General features: G+C 47.9%; 17 protein-coding genes. 7 read left to right on the top strand and 10 right to left on the bottom strand.

The window, feature by feature from the left end; genetic code table 11:
• Positions 1-53: 53 nt before the first annotated feature.
• The gene (locus tag RSC70_RS02155; RefSeq protein ID WP_004090179.1) at positions 54-185 is read right to left on the bottom strand and encodes a hypothetical protein; all 132 of its coding nucleotides are present in this window, start codon (positions 183-185) and stop codon (positions 54-56) included.
• Between the two features lie 246 nt (positions 186-431).
• On the opposite strand from RSC70_RS02155, the gene nhaB reads away from it, so the two are divergent.
• The 3 genes from nhaB to RSC70_RS02140 all read left to right on the top strand — a co-directional run bounded on the left by nhaB (position 432) and on the right by RSC70_RS02140 (position 3024).
• The gene (gene nhaB / locus RSC70_RS02150) at positions 432-2009 is read left to right on the top strand and encodes a sodium/proton antiporter NhaB (protein WP_332541511.1); all 1578 of its coding nucleotides are present in this window, start codon (positions 432-434) and stop codon (positions 2007-2009) included.
• Positions 2010-2119: 110 nt separating this feature from the next.
• Entirely contained in the window at positions 2120-2650 is a 531-nt protein-coding gene (gene dsbB, locus RSC70_RS02145; protein WP_063587270.1) for a disulfide bond formation protein DsbB, read from the top strand.
• A 182-nt stretch (positions 2651-2832) separates the two neighbouring features.
• Positions 2833-3024, top strand: coding sequence for a hypothetical protein (locus tag RSC70_RS02140; RefSeq protein WP_025801989.1), 192 nt, complete (start codon positions 2833-2835; stop codon positions 3022-3024).
• Between the two features lie 178 nt (positions 3025-3202).
• Here RSC70_RS02140 and RSC70_RS02135 read toward each other — a convergent pair whose 3' ends face one another.
• From RSC70_RS02135 to RSC70_RS02125, 3 genes are all read right to left on the bottom strand, one after another.
• On the bottom strand, positions 3203-3664 hold the full coding sequence (locus RSC70_RS02135; RefSeq protein WP_025801981.1) for a YcgN family cysteine cluster protein: 462 nt from the start codon (positions 3662-3664) through the stop codon (positions 3203-3205).
• Positions 3665-3770: 106 nt separating this feature from the next.
• Positions 3771-4427, bottom strand: coding sequence for a fumarylacetoacetate hydrolase family protein (locus tag RSC70_RS02130; protein ID WP_025801979.1), 657 nt, complete (start codon positions 4425-4427; stop codon positions 3771-3773).
• Positions 4428-4670: 243 nt separating this feature from the next.
• Positions 4671-4955, bottom strand: a complete 285-nt coding sequence (locus RSC70_RS02125; RefSeq protein ID WP_040045102.1) for a YcgL domain-containing protein — start codon at positions 4953-4955, stop codon at positions 4671-4673.
• Between the two features lie 136 nt (positions 4956-5091).
• Here RSC70_RS02125 and minC point away from each other — a divergent pair, with 136 nt between their 5' ends.
• Genes minC through minE form a run of 3 tightly spaced genes read left to right on the top strand, consistent with a single transcriptional unit; the run spans position 5092 to position 6886 of the window.
• The gene (gene minC, locus RSC70_RS02120; RefSeq protein ID WP_332541510.1) at positions 5092-5775 is read left to right on the top strand and encodes a septum site-determining protein MinC; all 684 of its coding nucleotides are present in this window, start codon (positions 5092-5094) and stop codon (positions 5773-5775) included.
• Between the two features lie 25 nt (positions 5776-5800).
• Positions 5801-6613 carry a septum site-determining protein MinD gene (minD, locus tag RSC70_RS02115; RefSeq protein ID WP_025801973.1) on the top strand — a complete coding sequence of 271 codons (813 nt, stop codon included), beginning with the start codon at positions 5801-5803 and terminating at the stop codon, positions 6611-6613.
• Between the two features lie 3 nt (positions 6614-6616).
• On the top strand, positions 6617-6886 hold the full coding sequence (minE, locus tag RSC70_RS02110) for a cell division topological specificity factor MinE (RefSeq protein WP_004090202.1): 270 nt from the start codon (positions 6617-6619) through the stop codon (positions 6884-6886).
• 267 nt (positions 6887-7153) lie between these two features.
• Here the strand turns inward: minE and rnd are convergent, their stop codons facing one another.
• Both rnd and fadD read right to left on the bottom strand, forming a co-directional pair.
• Positions 7154-8269 (bottom strand): ribonuclease D, encoded by a 1116-nt coding sequence (gene rnd / locus RSC70_RS02105; RefSeq protein ID WP_234618395.1) that lies wholly within the window; start codon positions 8267-8269, stop codon positions 7154-7156.
• Between the two features lie 119 nt (positions 8270-8388).
• Positions 8389-10074 carry a long-chain-fatty-acid--CoA ligase FadD gene (gene fadD, locus RSC70_RS02100; RefSeq protein ID WP_025801968.1) on the bottom strand — a complete coding sequence of 562 codons (1686 nt, stop codon included), beginning with the start codon at positions 10072-10074 and terminating at the stop codon, positions 8389-8391.
• Positions 10075-10630: 556 nt separating this feature from the next.
• Here fadD and rluF point away from each other — a divergent pair.
• Positions 10631-11509: a 23S rRNA pseudouridine(2604) synthase RluF gene (gene rluF, locus RSC70_RS02095; protein WP_046450201.1), complete on the top strand. Its 879-nt coding sequence runs from the start codon at positions 10631-10633 to the stop codon at positions 11507-11509.
• 78 nt (positions 11510-11587) lie between these two features.
• Here the strand turns inward: rluF and RSC70_RS02090 are convergent, their stop codons facing one another.
• The 4 genes from RSC70_RS02090 to RSC70_RS02075 all read right to left on the bottom strand — a co-directional run bounded on the left by RSC70_RS02090 (position 11588) and on the right by RSC70_RS02075 (position 15518).
• On the bottom strand, positions 11588-12199 hold the full coding sequence (locus tag RSC70_RS02090) for a Slp family lipoprotein (protein WP_103009604.1): 612 nt from the start codon (positions 12197-12199) through the stop codon (positions 11588-11590).
• Between the two features lie 66 nt (positions 12200-12265).
• The gene (gene tsaB, locus RSC70_RS02085; RefSeq protein ID WP_046458145.1) at positions 12266-12967 is read right to left on the bottom strand and encodes a tRNA (adenosine(37)-N6)-threonylcarbamoyltransferase complex dimerization subunit type 1 TsaB; all 702 of its coding nucleotides are present in this window, start codon (positions 12965-12967) and stop codon (positions 12266-12268) included.
• Between the two features lie 177 nt (positions 12968-13144).
• Positions 13145-15064 (bottom strand): ATP-dependent DNA helicase, encoded by a 1920-nt coding sequence (locus RSC70_RS02080; protein ID WP_282814623.1) that lies wholly within the window; start codon positions 15062-15064, stop codon positions 13145-13147.
• A 136-nt stretch (positions 15065-15200) separates the two neighbouring features.
• Entirely contained in the window at positions 15201-15518 is a 318-nt protein-coding gene (locus RSC70_RS02075) for a monooxygenase (protein WP_025801959.1), read from the bottom strand.
• Positions 15519-15578 lie beyond the last annotated feature (60 nt).

Raw genomic sequence — 15578 nt, 5'->3', positions numbered from 1 at the left:
TGATGTGCATATAAAAAAACCGCCTAAACGGCGGTTTTTTGTGTTCACTGCTACTAGATTTTACAGCCTTCACAGTCGGCTTCATCATTCAGCTCAACAGGGACTTCATTGGCTTTTTCCTGCGCACGCTTTTCAGCCTGCTCAAGCTGAGCGTCAATGTCAAAATCAAAAATATCTTCGTTCATACAGAATACCTCGCTAGATCAATAAACGCAGTATAGCGGCGTTATCCACGCAGGTAAAACGCTACCTCCATGTTCATATTCTGCACAGACATAAATTCTCCAGATAAAAAACCATAATAATAAAATGATTTTAAAGGAATTATTTTATTTCCGTCTACTTTTACGTCACAGAACAAAAAGAGTATAGTCAGAGCTTCGCATTAAAATATTCTATCTGTTTGTTCAAATTTTGGGTGCAGAGTTGTTATGAACACCACATTTTCTCAGGCTTTCAGCAAAAATTTTCTCGGTAACGCACCAGACTGGTACAAAATAACCATTCTGCTCTTTCTGCTGGTGAATCCACTGGTATTCTTTTTTGTCAGCCCATTTGCGGCTGGATGGCTTCTGGTTGCTGAATTTATTTTCACCCTAGCCATGGCGCTAAAATGCTATCCCCTGCTTCCTGGTGGCCTGCTCGCTTTTGAAGCTATTCTCATCGGAATGACCACGGCGGAAAAAGTTAAGCACGAGGTGGCTGCTAATATAGAGGTCGTACTGCTGCTGATTTTCATGGTAGCGGGTATCTATTTTATGAAGCAGTTGCTGCTGTTTGTATTTACCAAGCTGCTGCTGAACATCCGTTCAAAAATCGCACTCTCATTAGCTTTTTGTATTGCTTCAGCCTTTCTATCTGCGTTTCTCGATGCTCTGACGGTCATCGCGGTTGTCATCAGCGTCGCCGTTGGGTTTTACGGCATCTATCATAAAGTCGCTTCAGGCATCGATGAATCATTGGCGCTTAATGATGACAGTCACCTTCAAAATGCAGGCCGACGCGCGATCTTAAATCAGTTTAGATCTTTCTTACGTAGCCTCATGATGCACGCAGGTGTGGGTACCGCGCTCGGCGGCGTCATGACGATGGTCGGTGAACCACAGAACCTAATTATTGCTAAAAGCGCTGACTGGGATTTTGTTTCCTTTCTATTACGTATGGCTCCCGTCACCGTGCCCGTGTTTATTTGTGGGATCATGACCTGCTATTTGGTTGAGCGGTTTCACATATTTGGCTACGGCACCCGCTTGCCAAAACGCGTTCGCCAAGTTCTACGTGAATACGATCATAACGCTACACGGAAGCGCACCCGTCAGGAACGCCAAAAACTGTTTATTCAGGCATTAATTGGTATTTGGCTGATCACCGCGCTGGCGTTCCATCTGGCCGAGGTAGGTTTGATTGGCCTGAGTGTTATCGTATTAGCCACGGCATTTTGTGGCGTTACCGATGAACACGCCATTGGCAAGGCCTTTCAGGAGTCACTGCCTTTTACCGCGCTGTTGACCGTATTTTTTGCCGTCGTCGCCGTTATTATCGACCAGCAGCTATTCTCACCGGTCATTCATTTTGTGCTTCAGGCCTCACCTGAACATCAATTAACGCTTTTTTATCTGTTTAATGGTCTACTTTCGTCTATTTCAGACAACGTGTTCGTGGGTACGGTGTATATTCATGAGGCGAAAGCGGCATTGGAATCTGGCGCGATCTCACTTAAACAGTTTGAGATGCTGGCCGTTGCGATCAATACCGGTACGAATTTACCATCGGTGGCAACGCCAAACGGTCAAGCCGCGTTCTTGTTCTTATTAACGTCAGCGCTCTCCCCTCTCATTCGTTTATCATATGGGCGGATGGTGTGGATGGCTCTGCCTTATACCGTTGTAATGACACTTGTTGGGTTAGCCTGCGTCCAGTTCACATTAGAACCGGTGACTCAGCTGTTTTACCAGTGGCATTGGCTGTCTTTACCGCCGGTCAATGAGGTATTGTCGAGTGTTAATTAGCAACATCATTAATACTTAAACAATGACTAGTTTTTCAATCTAATAGCTGGCAGGTAAGACAATATCGTTTACACTGCGCACATCTAGCTGTGGCATGGAATGGATCTGATATGTTGCAATTTTTAAATGGTTGTTCTCGTGGTCGCGGAGCTTGGGCACTTTTAGCCATCACCGCATTAATATTTGAGTTGGTCGCGCTGTATTTCCAGCATGTCATGCTATTAAAGCCTTGCGTATTATGCATTTATGAGCGCTGTGCATTGTTTGGCATTATGGGCGCAGGCATTGTTGGCGCCATTGCGCCTAAAACGCCGCTACGTTGGGTTGCTATCCTAATCTGGATTTATAGCGCCTATGAGGGCTTGATGCTGGCATGGAAGCACACCATGATTCAGCTACATCCATCGCCGTTTGTCACCTGTGATTTCTTTGTCTCCTTCCCTTCGTGGTTACCGTTAGACAAATGGGCTCCGGGCATTTTCTCGGCATCAGGTGACTGTTCAGTGCGTCAGTGGGAGTTTCTGACGTTAGAGATGCCACAATGGTTAGTCGGCATTTTTGCTGCGTTCTTGTTGGTTGCCGCATTGGTGTTCATTGCGCAGTTTGTGAAGCCAAAACGCCGCGATTTGTTTGGTCGCTAACGATCTCTTTGAAAGACAAAAGCACCTGTTAAGGTGCTTTTTTTTATGCCCCGCCGACTTCACATTGGCGCAAATCAGGTTAGTTGTCACAGTTACCAGCCTATTTATCCTAGCATCCTTGAATCCCTCGCTTCAGCCCTCTAATCTTGAGTGATAACATCCCACATTCAGAGAGCTAACCTATGATGCATCAATTCAAAGTTATCTACAGATCAAACAACGAAGTGCATGATTTCATTATGAACGGGCAAGCCACATTGAGTAAGGAGGATGGCGAGGTTTTAGAGGCCGCGCTGATTGACGTGGCGCAATACCTTAGCGCCAGTGCGAAAGACCTGCATATACTCTCGGTTGAGCGGTTACAGCATCTTTAAGTTAACCATTCAGTGAAAATTTAACGCAAAAAAGCCTGAAGATTATCAACGAATAAAACTCGAAGAAATCTATCAGGCTTTTTATCTTTCAGAAGAACTCGCACAACTAATAATATTTAAAGTCTATTATTAATTAAACCAGCTGCTGGCTTTTTTCTCGTTATCTACAAATTTAATATTAAGAATCAGACCCATTGGTTGCCCAGAAAGGTTTATTCATAATGTGGTCTTCCCAATCGCTAACTTCACTCTCGCGCACGGCAATGTAACGCACGGAGATCCGCTCGGCGTGCATCGCTTTCTTAGAGCCCACTTTGAGGGGATGCCATTCTGGTAAGTCTTTGCCTTCGTGAACCATCCGATAGGCGCAGGTAGGAGGAAGCCATTCGAAGGTTTCAAGATTTTCGCGCGTTAGCTTGATACAGTCTTCTTCATACTCAAAACGACGCTCATAATGACGACATTGGCACGTTTTGATGTTGAGTAGGTTACATGCAACGTTGGTGAAGTAGATTTCGTCGGTATCTTCGTCTTGCAGTTTATGCAAGCAGCACTGCCCACAACCATCACAAAGTGATTCCCATTCATCATTGCTCATTTCAGCTAATGTTTTTTCTTGCCAGAAAGGGAGAGTTGTCATGCTTGTGTGTCCGATAATTACAGTTGGGCTGCACTATATAGACGCTTTGGCGGTGAGATGCAAGTTTTGTCCTTACTAAAACTGTGCTTAGTAAGGACGCTACTGGCTAGATAATGCGAGTACTCAATGAGTTACCATTGATGGATAACGTTAGCATATCGCCAGAGACTAAAGGCCCAACGCCCTGTGGGGTTCCGGTCAAAATAATATCGCCCGCACGCAGAGTAAAGTAGCGGCTCATATAGCTTATCAGCGGCAGAATCGGCGTTATCATGTCACGCGTGTTGCCTTGCTGACGAATAGCGCCGTTGATGCTTAAGCTTAGTTCAGCATTTTGCGGGTCGCCAAACTCAGATTCAGGGATGAATCCAGAAATGGGGCAAGAACCATCGAAGGCTTTCGCCTTTTCCCAAGGACGTCCTGCTTTTTTGCATTCAGCCTGAATATCACGCAGCGTAAGATCTAAGGCAACTCCGTAACCTGCAATAGCGCGTGCCACACGATCTTCATTAGCCTGCTTCAGCGGTGTGCCAATCAGGATGGCCAATTCAATCTCATGATGAACAGAACCAAAATCTTTCGGGATGGCAACAGGCTGGCGAATATCACAAAGCGCCGTTTCCGGTTTGATAAATAACACCGGCTCTGGTGCCTGCATACCACCCATTTCTTTGATGTGATCGCCGTAGTTACTGCCAACGCAAACCACTTTACTGACAGGAAGCTCTAGCAAAGCGCCCTGCCAATCACGATGTTGATACATAGACTTCTCCTGTGGTTATACACAACGCGATGCTATCGCCACGTTATTCCATGGGGCATACATAATCTGAAGCGAGAATCGAGACGCCAACGACATCTGAGCTTCCTGCCCTTCTTATATAAAGTACATATGAAGCTAGTTATGAAACCAGTTATGAAACTACAGCCGCAATCATCAACACTTCAATGGATTTGCGCCGAGATAGCTCGGCGCTCTATATTTATGTGAATATCATCACACTATTCATTCGCCAGAGGATTTTTTAGTTTGCTCAAAATGCATTTTTAGCAAACTTTCGGGCGGCGGAGGCAGCTGTAAATAATACCCTTGCTCTTTTAAAGCACTTTTGACTTTTTCAATGTCGGCAGAGCCTAGTTTCTTTTTACTCTCTAAATCGATCATCATGGCTAATTGCGGTTGGCCAAAACTTTTCATCAGTTCTTCAGGCACCGATGAGAAATCGTCTCTTTTTTCGACATAAAGATAGGTCTGATCGCGTTTTGAACTTCTGTAAATGGTACAAATCATTTTTTCACTCTAATTAATTCAGACGGCGACTTGCCTAGATATAGCACTGACTATAACATGCTTAATGTACATCGGAATATTACCCCCTGTGTGGTTATTCCGGGGATTTAAAGTTGCTGAAACTGAGTCAGGATAGATGTCACAATCGCCAATAGAACTAAAAGGCAGCAGTTTTACCCTTTCGGTTGTTCATTTGCATAATTCGCAACCGGAGGTAATACGTGAGGCATTAATCGAAAAAGTCGAGCAAGCGCCCGCTTTTTTGAAAAATGCCCCTGTTGTTATTAATATTGCTAACGTCCCTGAAGGCGCAAGCTGGCAGAAATTACAACAGGCCATTACCGAAGCTGGGCTGCATGTCATTGGCGTAAGTGGTTGCACCGATGAAGGGCTTAAACGTGCTGTAACGCGTGCAGGCTTGCCTTTGCTAAGTGAAGGGAAAGGTATTAAGAAAAGTGCGCCCGTCGCGTTACCCGAGCCACCCGCACCGGTTAAAACCCGTATTTTGAGTACGCCGGTTCGGTCTGGACAGCAGATATATGCACGAGACTGTGATTTGATTGTCACCAGCAGCGTCAGCGCGGGTGCCGAAGTGATCGCCGATGGCAATATCCATATTTACGGCATGATGCGCGGACGCGCCCTTGCAGGAGCCAGCGGAGATACATCCAGTCAGATTTTTTGTGCTCACCTTGCCGCTGAACTGGTGTCTATCGCCGGTCAGTACTGGCTGAGCGATCAAATCCCTGAAGCTTTTTATGGGCAGGCTGCCAGACTCAATTTGAGTGACAGTGCCTTAACTATACAACCTCTATTCTAGGCCCTTCGACAAGGAACCCATATACATGGCACGCATTATTGTTGTTACATCCGGTAAAGGGGGCGTTGGTAAAACCACATCTAGCGCAGCCATCGCTACCGGTTTGGCCCAAAAAGGTAAAAAGACCGTTGTTATCGACTTTGATATCGGTCTGCGTAATCTAGACCTGATCATGGGCTGTGAGCGTCGTGTGGTGTATGATTTTGTTAACGTGATTCAAGGTGATGCCACTCTTAATCAGGCGTTAATCAAAGATAAGCGTACAGAAAACCTCTACATTCTCCCGGCCTCACAAACTCGCGACAAAGATGCCTTAACGCACGAAGGCGTTGAGAAGGTCTTAAACGATCTCGGCACGATGGACTTTGACTTTATCGTCTGTGATTCACCAGCAGGTATCGAAACTGGCGCACTAATGGCGCTGTATTTCGCTGATGAAGCCATCATTACCACTAACCCAGAAGTGTCGTCTGTACGTGACTCTGACCGCATCCTCGGCATTTTGGCGTCAAAATCTCGCCGTGCAGAAAAAGGCGAAGATCCAATCAAAGAGCATCTGCTGCTGACCCGCTACAACCCAGGCCGCGTGAGCCGTGGTGACATGCTGAGCATGGAAGATGTGTTAGATATTCTGCGCATCCCGTTGGTTGGCGTGATCCCAGAAAGCCCATCCGTACTGCGCGCATCAAACCAAGGCGAACCTGTTATACTGGATAAAGAGTCAGACGCCGGTCAGGCTTACCAAGACATGGTCGATCGCTTGCTGGGCGAAGAACGTGCATTCCGATTTGTTGAAGAAGAGAAAAAAGGCTTCCTGAAACGCCTGTTCGGGGGATAAAACATGGCATTACTTGATTTCTTCCTGTCGCGCAAAAAGCCGACAGCCAATATAGCCAAGGAACGGCTGCAAATTATTGTTGCGGAGCGACGTCGCGGTGATAGTGAGCCACAATATTTGCCCCAGTTAAAACGAGATATCTTGGCTGTAATCTGCAAATACGTGCAGATAGATCCAGAAATGCTGACGGTACAGTTTGAACAAAAAGGCGATGATATTTCGGTATTAGAGCTTAATGTGACCTTACCTGAAGCAGAAGAAGCAGCTAAATGATTTTATCATTCTGACGTTCTCTTATAGAAATATAAGGGAACGCCTGTATATATAAACAGACCTTTTAATAAGTAATTATCTCAAAAATAGCTATTATCAAGATTATTCCTAATATTAATTAATGCACCAATGAATATTGAGAATATTCACATAGACTACTTTCTATAAGTTTTGTTTTTATATTATTGATTCATTTTCTGATATGTTCGAAAAAAATAAAGACAGCCAATAGCTGTCTTTATTTATATTGCTCGATTGTCAAGACGATCACAAGGTAGCCAAAATGGCCCTAACCTGCTCGCCAAGCAAATCCGCTCTCCAGCCTTGAAGTAAGTCAGGCTGTTCTTCTTTCAGCTTCCAGTGCCAGCTTAGCAGTGCGTTTATTTGTCTACGCGAAGCGATCAGTTCCGCCGTTAACCCGCTACGTTCAGCCGCGTTTTGCACTACGGCTTTTAGCTCTTTAAACGCATGCTTATAACCACTGTGATCAACTAATCGTTCAACCGGCTGTGGCCATTCAGACTCAGGGATATTGGCGGACTCAGCCACCATTGCCACCAGCGTTTTTCCATGGAAACGGATCTCAGGGCCACTCAACCCCAGCTCGCCTAGTTCGCCTTGAGAGGTCGGTAGATAGCGCGCAACCTGCCACAGGTTCTCTTCACGCACCACGAAATTAACCGCCATGTCACGCTGCCTAGCTTGATTGATACGCCACTCAGCCAGTTTCTGTAAACACGCTAGCTGGCGCGTACGCAGCTGCCAAGCGTTGGTAATATCACGATAGGCTAACGCAGGTTCCACCACTTCTTGGCGACGACGACACAGGGCCAAGCATTCGTCATTTGCGGCATCCGTCCAGCCAGCCTCAGCCACTTCCGCAATAAGCTTATGTGCAAGCGGCAACAGATAGAAAACATCGGCAGCAGCGTACTCACATTGGCGCTCGGTCAGCGGACGCGCCAACCAGTCAGTGCGGGATTCACTTTTGTCTAATTCAACCTGTAAATACTCATTCACCATCGCGGCAAACCCACAGGAAAGCGGGCGGCCCGTGAAGGCAGCTAAAATCTGCGTATCGATCATTGGCGTTGGCAGCGTCTGAAAATCATGGATAAAAACCTCCAGATCTTCGCTACCTGCATGCAGAAGCTTTGTAACGTCGGGATTTTTCAGCAGTTCAACGAAGGGCTGCCAGTCGGTAATTGGCAACGGGTCGATCAGCGACAACGTTTCGCCATCAAAAAGCTGAATTAGGCCTAACTGAGGATAGTAGGTGCGGGTACGAACAAATTCGGTGTCTAGCGCAATGTAAGTGTGGCGGCTTGCTTGCTCGCAAACCTGCTTAAGTTCGCTACTGGTGGTAATTAACTGATAATTCAAAACATCATTCTCATTTTCATATTTCTGGCGTCATCAAAACGCCAGCTGAGTTAGTCGGTACAAACAACGACGCCGGTAGCAACCGGCGTCAACGTTTATCGGCTCAGAATAATGAGAAGCTATACGGCGCTTTCCTGCGAGGCCGCTTGCTCCTCACGCAATTTTCTGCGTAGGATTTTCCCTACGTTAGACTTTGGCAACTCATCGTAAAACTCCACCTTCTTCGGAACTTTATAGCCCGTGAGATGTTTACGACAGTGTGCAATCAGCTCATCGCGAGTCAGAGAGGGATCTTTCTTCACAACGCAGATTTTAACCATCTCGCCAGAAGCCCCGTTCGGAACACCGATTGCCGCGCACTCAAGCACTTTATCATGCATTGAGACCACTTCTTCGATTTCATTCGGATAAACATTGAAACCAGATACTAATATCATATCTTTTTTGCGATCGACAATGCGTAAGAAGCCCTCATCATCGATGGTGACAACATCGCCGGTAGATAGCCAACCGTCTTTAAGAATTTCGTCGGTCGCCTCAGGACGCTGCCAGTAACCAAGCATCACCTGTGGCCCTTTCACTTGTAGCTCCCCTGCCTCACCGTGCGGGACTTCATTGCCGTTATCATCGACCAAACGCACATCGGTAGAAGGAACCGGAAGGCCGATACTGCCACTATAGTGCTTCAAGTCGTACGGATTGCCTGAAACCAATGGCGCGCACTCCGTCAATCCATATCCTTCCAGCAAATGGCGTCCGGTTAATTTTTCCCACTTTTCGGCTACCGAACGCTGAACTGACATCCCGCCGCCGACTGACAACCGTAACGTGGAGAAATCCAACTCACGGAAATCTTCGTTATTGAGCAACGCATTAAACAGCGTATTGACACCCGTTAACGCCGTAAATGGATAGCGGCTGAGCTCTTTCACCACGGCAGGAATATCGCGCGGGTTGGTGATCATCAGATTGCAGCCACCCATCTCAATAAACAGCAGGCAGTTCACGGTTAAAGCAAAAATGTGGTACAGCGGCAGCGCCGTCACCACCAGCTCATGGCCTTCATTCAGCAATGGGCCATATGCCGCACGCGATTGGATCAGGTTAGCCTGCATATTTCGATGCGTTAGCATCGCGCCTTTCGCAACGCCGGTAGTACCGCCGGTGTATTGCAAAAATGCGAGGTCATTATTGGTGATATCTGGCTTGATATACTGTTGGCGCCGCCCACGTTGTAACGCCGAGCGGAAAGAAATCGCATCGGGTAAGTTATATTTGGGCACCAGCCGCTTAATATACTTCACCACAAAGTTAACCAGCGTCCCTTTTGCCGCCGACAGCTGGTCGCCCATACGGGTCAAAATGACATGCTTCACCTGCGTATTGAAGACGACTTTCTCCAGCGTATGCGCAAAGTTAGAGACGATCACAATCGCGCTGGCACCGCTGTCATTCAGCTGATGTTCTAATTCTCGTGGGGTGTAAAGCGGGTTAACGTTAACCACAACCATCCCCGCACGAAGCACGCCAAACAGCGCAATGGGATATTGCAGCAGATTAGGCATCATCAACGCAACGCGGTCACCCTTCTTCAGCCCTAACTCATTTTGCAAATAGGCCGCAAATGCACGGCTACGCTCTTCAAGCTTACGGAAGGTCATCACCTGCCCCATGTTGATGAACGCAGGCTGGTCAGCAAAACGCGCCACCGACTGCTCGAACATCTCCACCAGAGAGGTGTATTGATCAGGATCGATTTCCGCAGGAACATCTGCCGGATATCGTTTCAGCCAAACCTTTTCCAAGGTCGTTCTCCCGTAATTATTGTTATCTTGTTTAAGCATCGTTTGCATCGCACACCTGAACCGTTAGCCATGAGAAACAACAGAACAATATCTAATGTTTAACAAAATTTTAACTCAGCGTACCAGTTCATGTGTAAACAATTTTCAGGTTGCGATATGCATCACTAAAATGGCTTTTGCTCTGATCTTACCCAGCGTAGAGAAATGGGCAGACCGCTATAAAAACAAAAAGCGGCCTCGTGGCCGCTGTGGATATAATACCAAAAAGAGTAACTTTTTGTAAAATTAGCGATTTTTTAGTCTAAAAAAACGTCAATATGCTTAATGCTGATCGTTTAAGAGATCGAGATACACGGGTCTACCACACCGCGGGGTGCTCCCCCCTAAAATCGAGCTTAAGTGACCAGCATTATTCATATGCTTATTTTTTCCGCTGTAATTGCATACCTAGATGGCGACTGTGACCAATGCAACACTCAATATTTCAAGAAGTGATAAATCGCGGTTCGTATCGGAGCTCAACTCATGTATATTCCGCTTTTTATCGGAGGGAACCATGCTGACCAACTCATCGACTCGTCTGAACAAATACATCAGTGAAAGTGGCATTTGCTCACGACGCGACGCCGATCGCTACATTGAGCAAGGGCATGTTTTTATTAACGGTAAACGTGCCGGAATTGGCGATCAGGTTTTCGCGGGTGACGTCGTGAAAGTTAATGGCCAGTTGATTGAACCTCGTGACGCCGACGACCTCGTGCTGATTGCGCTCAACAAACCCGTTGGCATTGTGAGCACCACGGAGAACGGTGAGAAAGATAATATCGTGGATTACGTCAACCACAGCACCCGCGTTTTTCCCATTGGTCGCTTAGACAAAGATTCACAGGGCATCATCTTCCTCACCAACCACGGCGATCTAGTCAATAAAATTCTGCGCGCCGGTAATGATCATGAAAAAGAGTACCTGGTCACCGTGAATAAACCGGTAACCGATGAATTTATTCGTGGCATGGGCGCGGGGGTACCGATCCTCGGTACGGTCACGAAGAAGTGCAAAGTGAAAAAAGAAGCGCCATTTGTGTTTCGTATCACTTTAGTTCAGGGCTTGAACCGCCAAATTCGCCGTATGTGTGAACATTTTGGCTTCGAGGTTACCAAGCTCGAGCGTACCCGCATTATGAACGTCAGCCTTGCAGGCCTGCCGCTGGGCGAATGGCGAGATTTAACCGACGATGAACTTATCGAGCTGTTTAAATCTATTGAAGATTCTTCTTCTGAAGCCAAACCAGCGAAGAAAGCGAAACCGAAGGCAAAACCCGCAGCAGCTAAAAGCGCTCCGGCTAAAGGGCCAAAAACCGCCGCTAAAGGTGCGGGAGATGCCGCTTCACGTAAGCGTTTTACCCAGCCTGGGCGTAAGAAAAAAGGCCGTTAATCAGCAAGCACCTGAAATGACAAAGCCCCGAAATCGGGGCTTTGTTTTAATCAGTCGATAGTTAAACGCGTGAGCAGATTAATTCTCTGTTACCACGCTTTGCACTCTGGCAGGGCCTGGGTTATACCAACCCCAGCCGGGACCAAAGCCTGGCCCCCAGAAGCCACCGCGACCGTAAGCACCATAACCATAATCCCACGGGCCAAACGGCTGTGGCGGCATTACGATTTCCTGAGTGATATGCCAACGCTGATAACCCTGTACGTCCATCGTGACAAAGGTATACGGTGTCTTACCTATTTTACCATCGACGCTGCCGGTAAGCGGCCCAACGACCGTCACTAGCTGACCTTTGAAATCAACCGGATCCAAGAATGTAGCGCTTTTGGCAATCAAACGCCCAACCGAAGGCTGATTCAGGATAGGTCTTGCGGTGTCATCCAATGGCATCACCGCAATCTCTAACATCGTGGCGTCTTTCTGGTTAATCACGTTAACCACGGTACCGCCAAAGCGTGATTCCTGCCCAACATACAGAGCCGGCGCGTTATGAACCGCAACGAAATTCTGCTGCGGTGTGGCCGACGTGCCTTTGATTGAGTCCGGGATCGTGACACACCCAGACAACAACAGCGGGCTACAAACGATCGCCACGCTGACTAACCGACGAACCCATTGCATTGAAGGCATATTTTATTCTCCAAAAACTAACTATCTTGTTCTTATGACTATTAGTTTAGACAGAAGTTGCCTGAATTATTCACGCCCCGGTAGTTTTTTCCATGTCACTTCATTACGTAAATAAGTTGGCTGTGCATTTTCTACCGCCGTGACGTTGCCTAAGGCAAAATCGGCCAGCGCAAGAGGCAACATGTCTTCAGCCTGTGGGAGCAACATCTGGCCGTCAATCAAGTGAATCGCAGTATCAGACGCCATATCAGGATAAGTCCCCCAACCAGTTCCAACGTGTGCCCAGTCACCGCTTAACGCCATGATGTTCTGCTGTGCGCGATCGGGCGTTAGCACGGCTTCAGTGCTCTCACCAACCCACACACCATTATCTTGTCGCTGGTATTGTCCCCAATAGACTTCACCCATGCGGGCATCAATAGCGGCTAATACCTGAGTGGCTCCGGTTACGCGAAACGCGCCCTGCGCCATGGTGGCCAGAGTGGAAACGCCAATCATCGGCAATTCAGCGCCCATCGCTAGCCCTTGAGCAATGCCGATGCCAATACGTACGCCGGTAAAACTGCCCGGACCACGGCCAAAAGCCAATGCGTCCAGTTGATTCAGCGTAACGCCTGACTCAGCCAACACTTGCTGCACCATGGGCAAAATACGCTGCGTGTGCTCGCGTGGACAGATTTCAAACAGCGCATGTTTTTCGCCATTATTCCAGAGTGCAACAGAACAGGCTTCTGTTGCCGTATCGATCGCTAAAATTCGCGTGGACATGCCAACCTCGGGCGGGACAGTGAATGAATAAAGAAAAATCAGGATGCGGATCATAGCACAGCCTGTGTTTTGATGCTTCTGAAGGGTTTGATGCGCTGAATAAATCGAGATGAGCGATAAAGCTCGCAGCGGAACAGAGATGAAACACCTTGCGGTGCTCCATCTCACTGAGAAAAGTTAATCGATCGCGGGTTGGCTACCGGCTTTAAGGAACGTAATCACCTTATTCAGATCTCGCGTTCGCGGCGCAGGCGGTAAGCTATTCAGGAAAACTTCACCGTATGGCCGCATGACTAAGCGGTTATCGCAAATAATCACCACGCCACGATCGCTGGTGTCGCGAATTAAACGCCCCACCCCCTGTTTGAGCGTTATCACCGCATCAGGCAATTGCACTTCAGCAAAAGGATCGCCGCCGCGAATACGACAGTCTTCAATACGCGCTTTGAGCAACGGATCGTCCGGTGAGGTAAACGGGAGCTTATCGATAATTACGCAGGATAATGTATCACCGCGCACGTCAACGCCTTCCCAGAAACTGCTGGTTGCGACTAACAATGCGTTACCCGCAGCAACGAACTCAGCCAGTAAACGAGGCTTACTGGTTTCACCTTGCAATAGTACTGGCAGCGTCATAGTTGCTCGAAACTCTTCCGCTAAATCACGCATCATGGCGTGTGACGTACACAGGAAGAAACAGCGCCCTTCGTTAGCCTCAATCACCGGCCTTAACATTCTTGCCAGTTGTCGCGCCGCGCCACGCTGATTCGGCGTGGGCAAAAATCGAGGCACGCACAGCATCGCTTGGTTGGCGTAATCAAACGGGCTCGGCAGGAGTAGGCTTTTGGCTTTATTTAAACCTAACCGCGCCGTGAAATGAGAAACATCGTCGTTCACCGCCAGCGTTGCAGAGGTGAAGATCCATGAACCTGGCTTCTCTTTCATGACTTCACTGAATTTTTCCGCCACGGTGAGCGGCGTCAGCGCCATGACAAAATGGCGCGAGTTGCATTCATACCAATAGCTATAGCCCGGAATCGACACATCGCGCAGGCGCTTCAAGCGGTTACGATATAGCGTGGCTCGCTCAAAAGCGGCATCGAGTAACGCTGAACGCCCGAGGGACATTTTCACTACGTCATAGCAGAGCTCTAAAGCATCATCGAGCAACACCAGCGCACGCTGCACTTCTGGCAATGCTAAAGCCTCGCGTAAATTCCCGCGATAGCCGGGATCGCCCAGCGCCAAGCGAAAATCTTGGGCACTCTGGCTTAATCTGTCGGCGCATTTTTGCAGCTGTGCGGTGTCACGGACTTCTGTTCGGTAGGCAATCGTAATGTCTTTGGCCAAATCCATCAGTTGGCGGCTGGTCAATTGCTGGCCGAAATACTGGCTGGCGATATCAGGTAGCTGATGGGCTTCATCGAAAATCATCACGTCGGCATCAGGGATAAGCTCGCCAAATCCAGTTTCTTTCACCACCAGATCGGCTAAAAATAGATGATGGTTCACCACGATGATGTCAGCATCCATCGCCCGACGACGTGCTTTAACGACGAAACAATCTTTGTATTGTGGACAGTCGCTGCCCAAACAGTTGTCATTGGTGCTGGTGACGAGTGGCCAGATTGTACTGTCTTCCGATACGCCATGGCAGTTACTCACGTCACCGTCTTCCGTTTGGATTGACCATCCGCGCAGGTGCATAAGGTCGGATAGCGCATCAGAAGCCAGTTCGCCACCCACCATTGATTGCTGCTCTAAACGCTCAAGACACAAATAGTTCGAACGCCCTTTCAGTAAAGCCAGCTTTCCCGTGAACTTTAACGCATCACGAACGGTGGGCAAATCGCGGGCATAGAGCTGATCCTGTAGCGCTTTAGAACCGGTAGAGATAATCACCTTTGCGCCAGAACGCAGGGCCGGAACCAAATAAGCATAGGTTTTCCCCGTTCCGGTTCCCGCTTCAACCACTAACTCTTCTTTGAATTGAATCGCTTTGGTGACAGCTTCGGCCATATGTTGTTGTGCTTCACGCGGTTTAAAACCCCGTATCGCTTTAGTTAGAATGCCATCGGGCGCGAAATCGTCTGTCACACAGCCTCTCTTTCTTTTTGTGAAGGCGTGATTATGCCAAGTGTTGACAGTAACAACCACCTACTTTGATGCAAGCCTATATATGACTAAGGCCGCCCGAAGGCGGCCTTGATAGAAACATCAATACGAATATCACTTAGCTTGCCGGTTTAAGATTCCCACGCGTGATATGCGTTAGAGGAACGTTAATATCAAAAATGCGGCTGCGAATATCGGTCGCGCCCATCTGTGCCACTCGTTTGATGTGCATAGCGGCGTATTGCTCTGCACTGGTTTTATCGCTGAACAGGTAAATACCGCCGGCTTCACCGGCATCTACATTTTCAGTCCAGATTTTTGAGATAAAACCCGGCTCTTGCGTGATGCTCTGCGCCAACGGCGTTGCCATTTCGGCCAAGCGGTCACCTAGCATTTCTCCCGGCATTTTAAAGTCGATTTGCAATAATACGGTCATCTGTGACTCCTTATATTTTTTAGTTCCTGTCTCTCTCTTTGAGAATGCCACATACTTGCC

Source organism: Hafnia sp. (assembly GCF_036648275.1).
GTDB classification, from domain to species: domain Bacteria; phylum Pseudomonadota; class Gammaproteobacteria; order Enterobacterales; family Enterobacteriaceae; genus Hafnia; species Hafnia alvei.
Note: the sequence above shows the minus strand (reverse complement) of the source record. Positions and strands in the feature narration are given on the sequence as shown.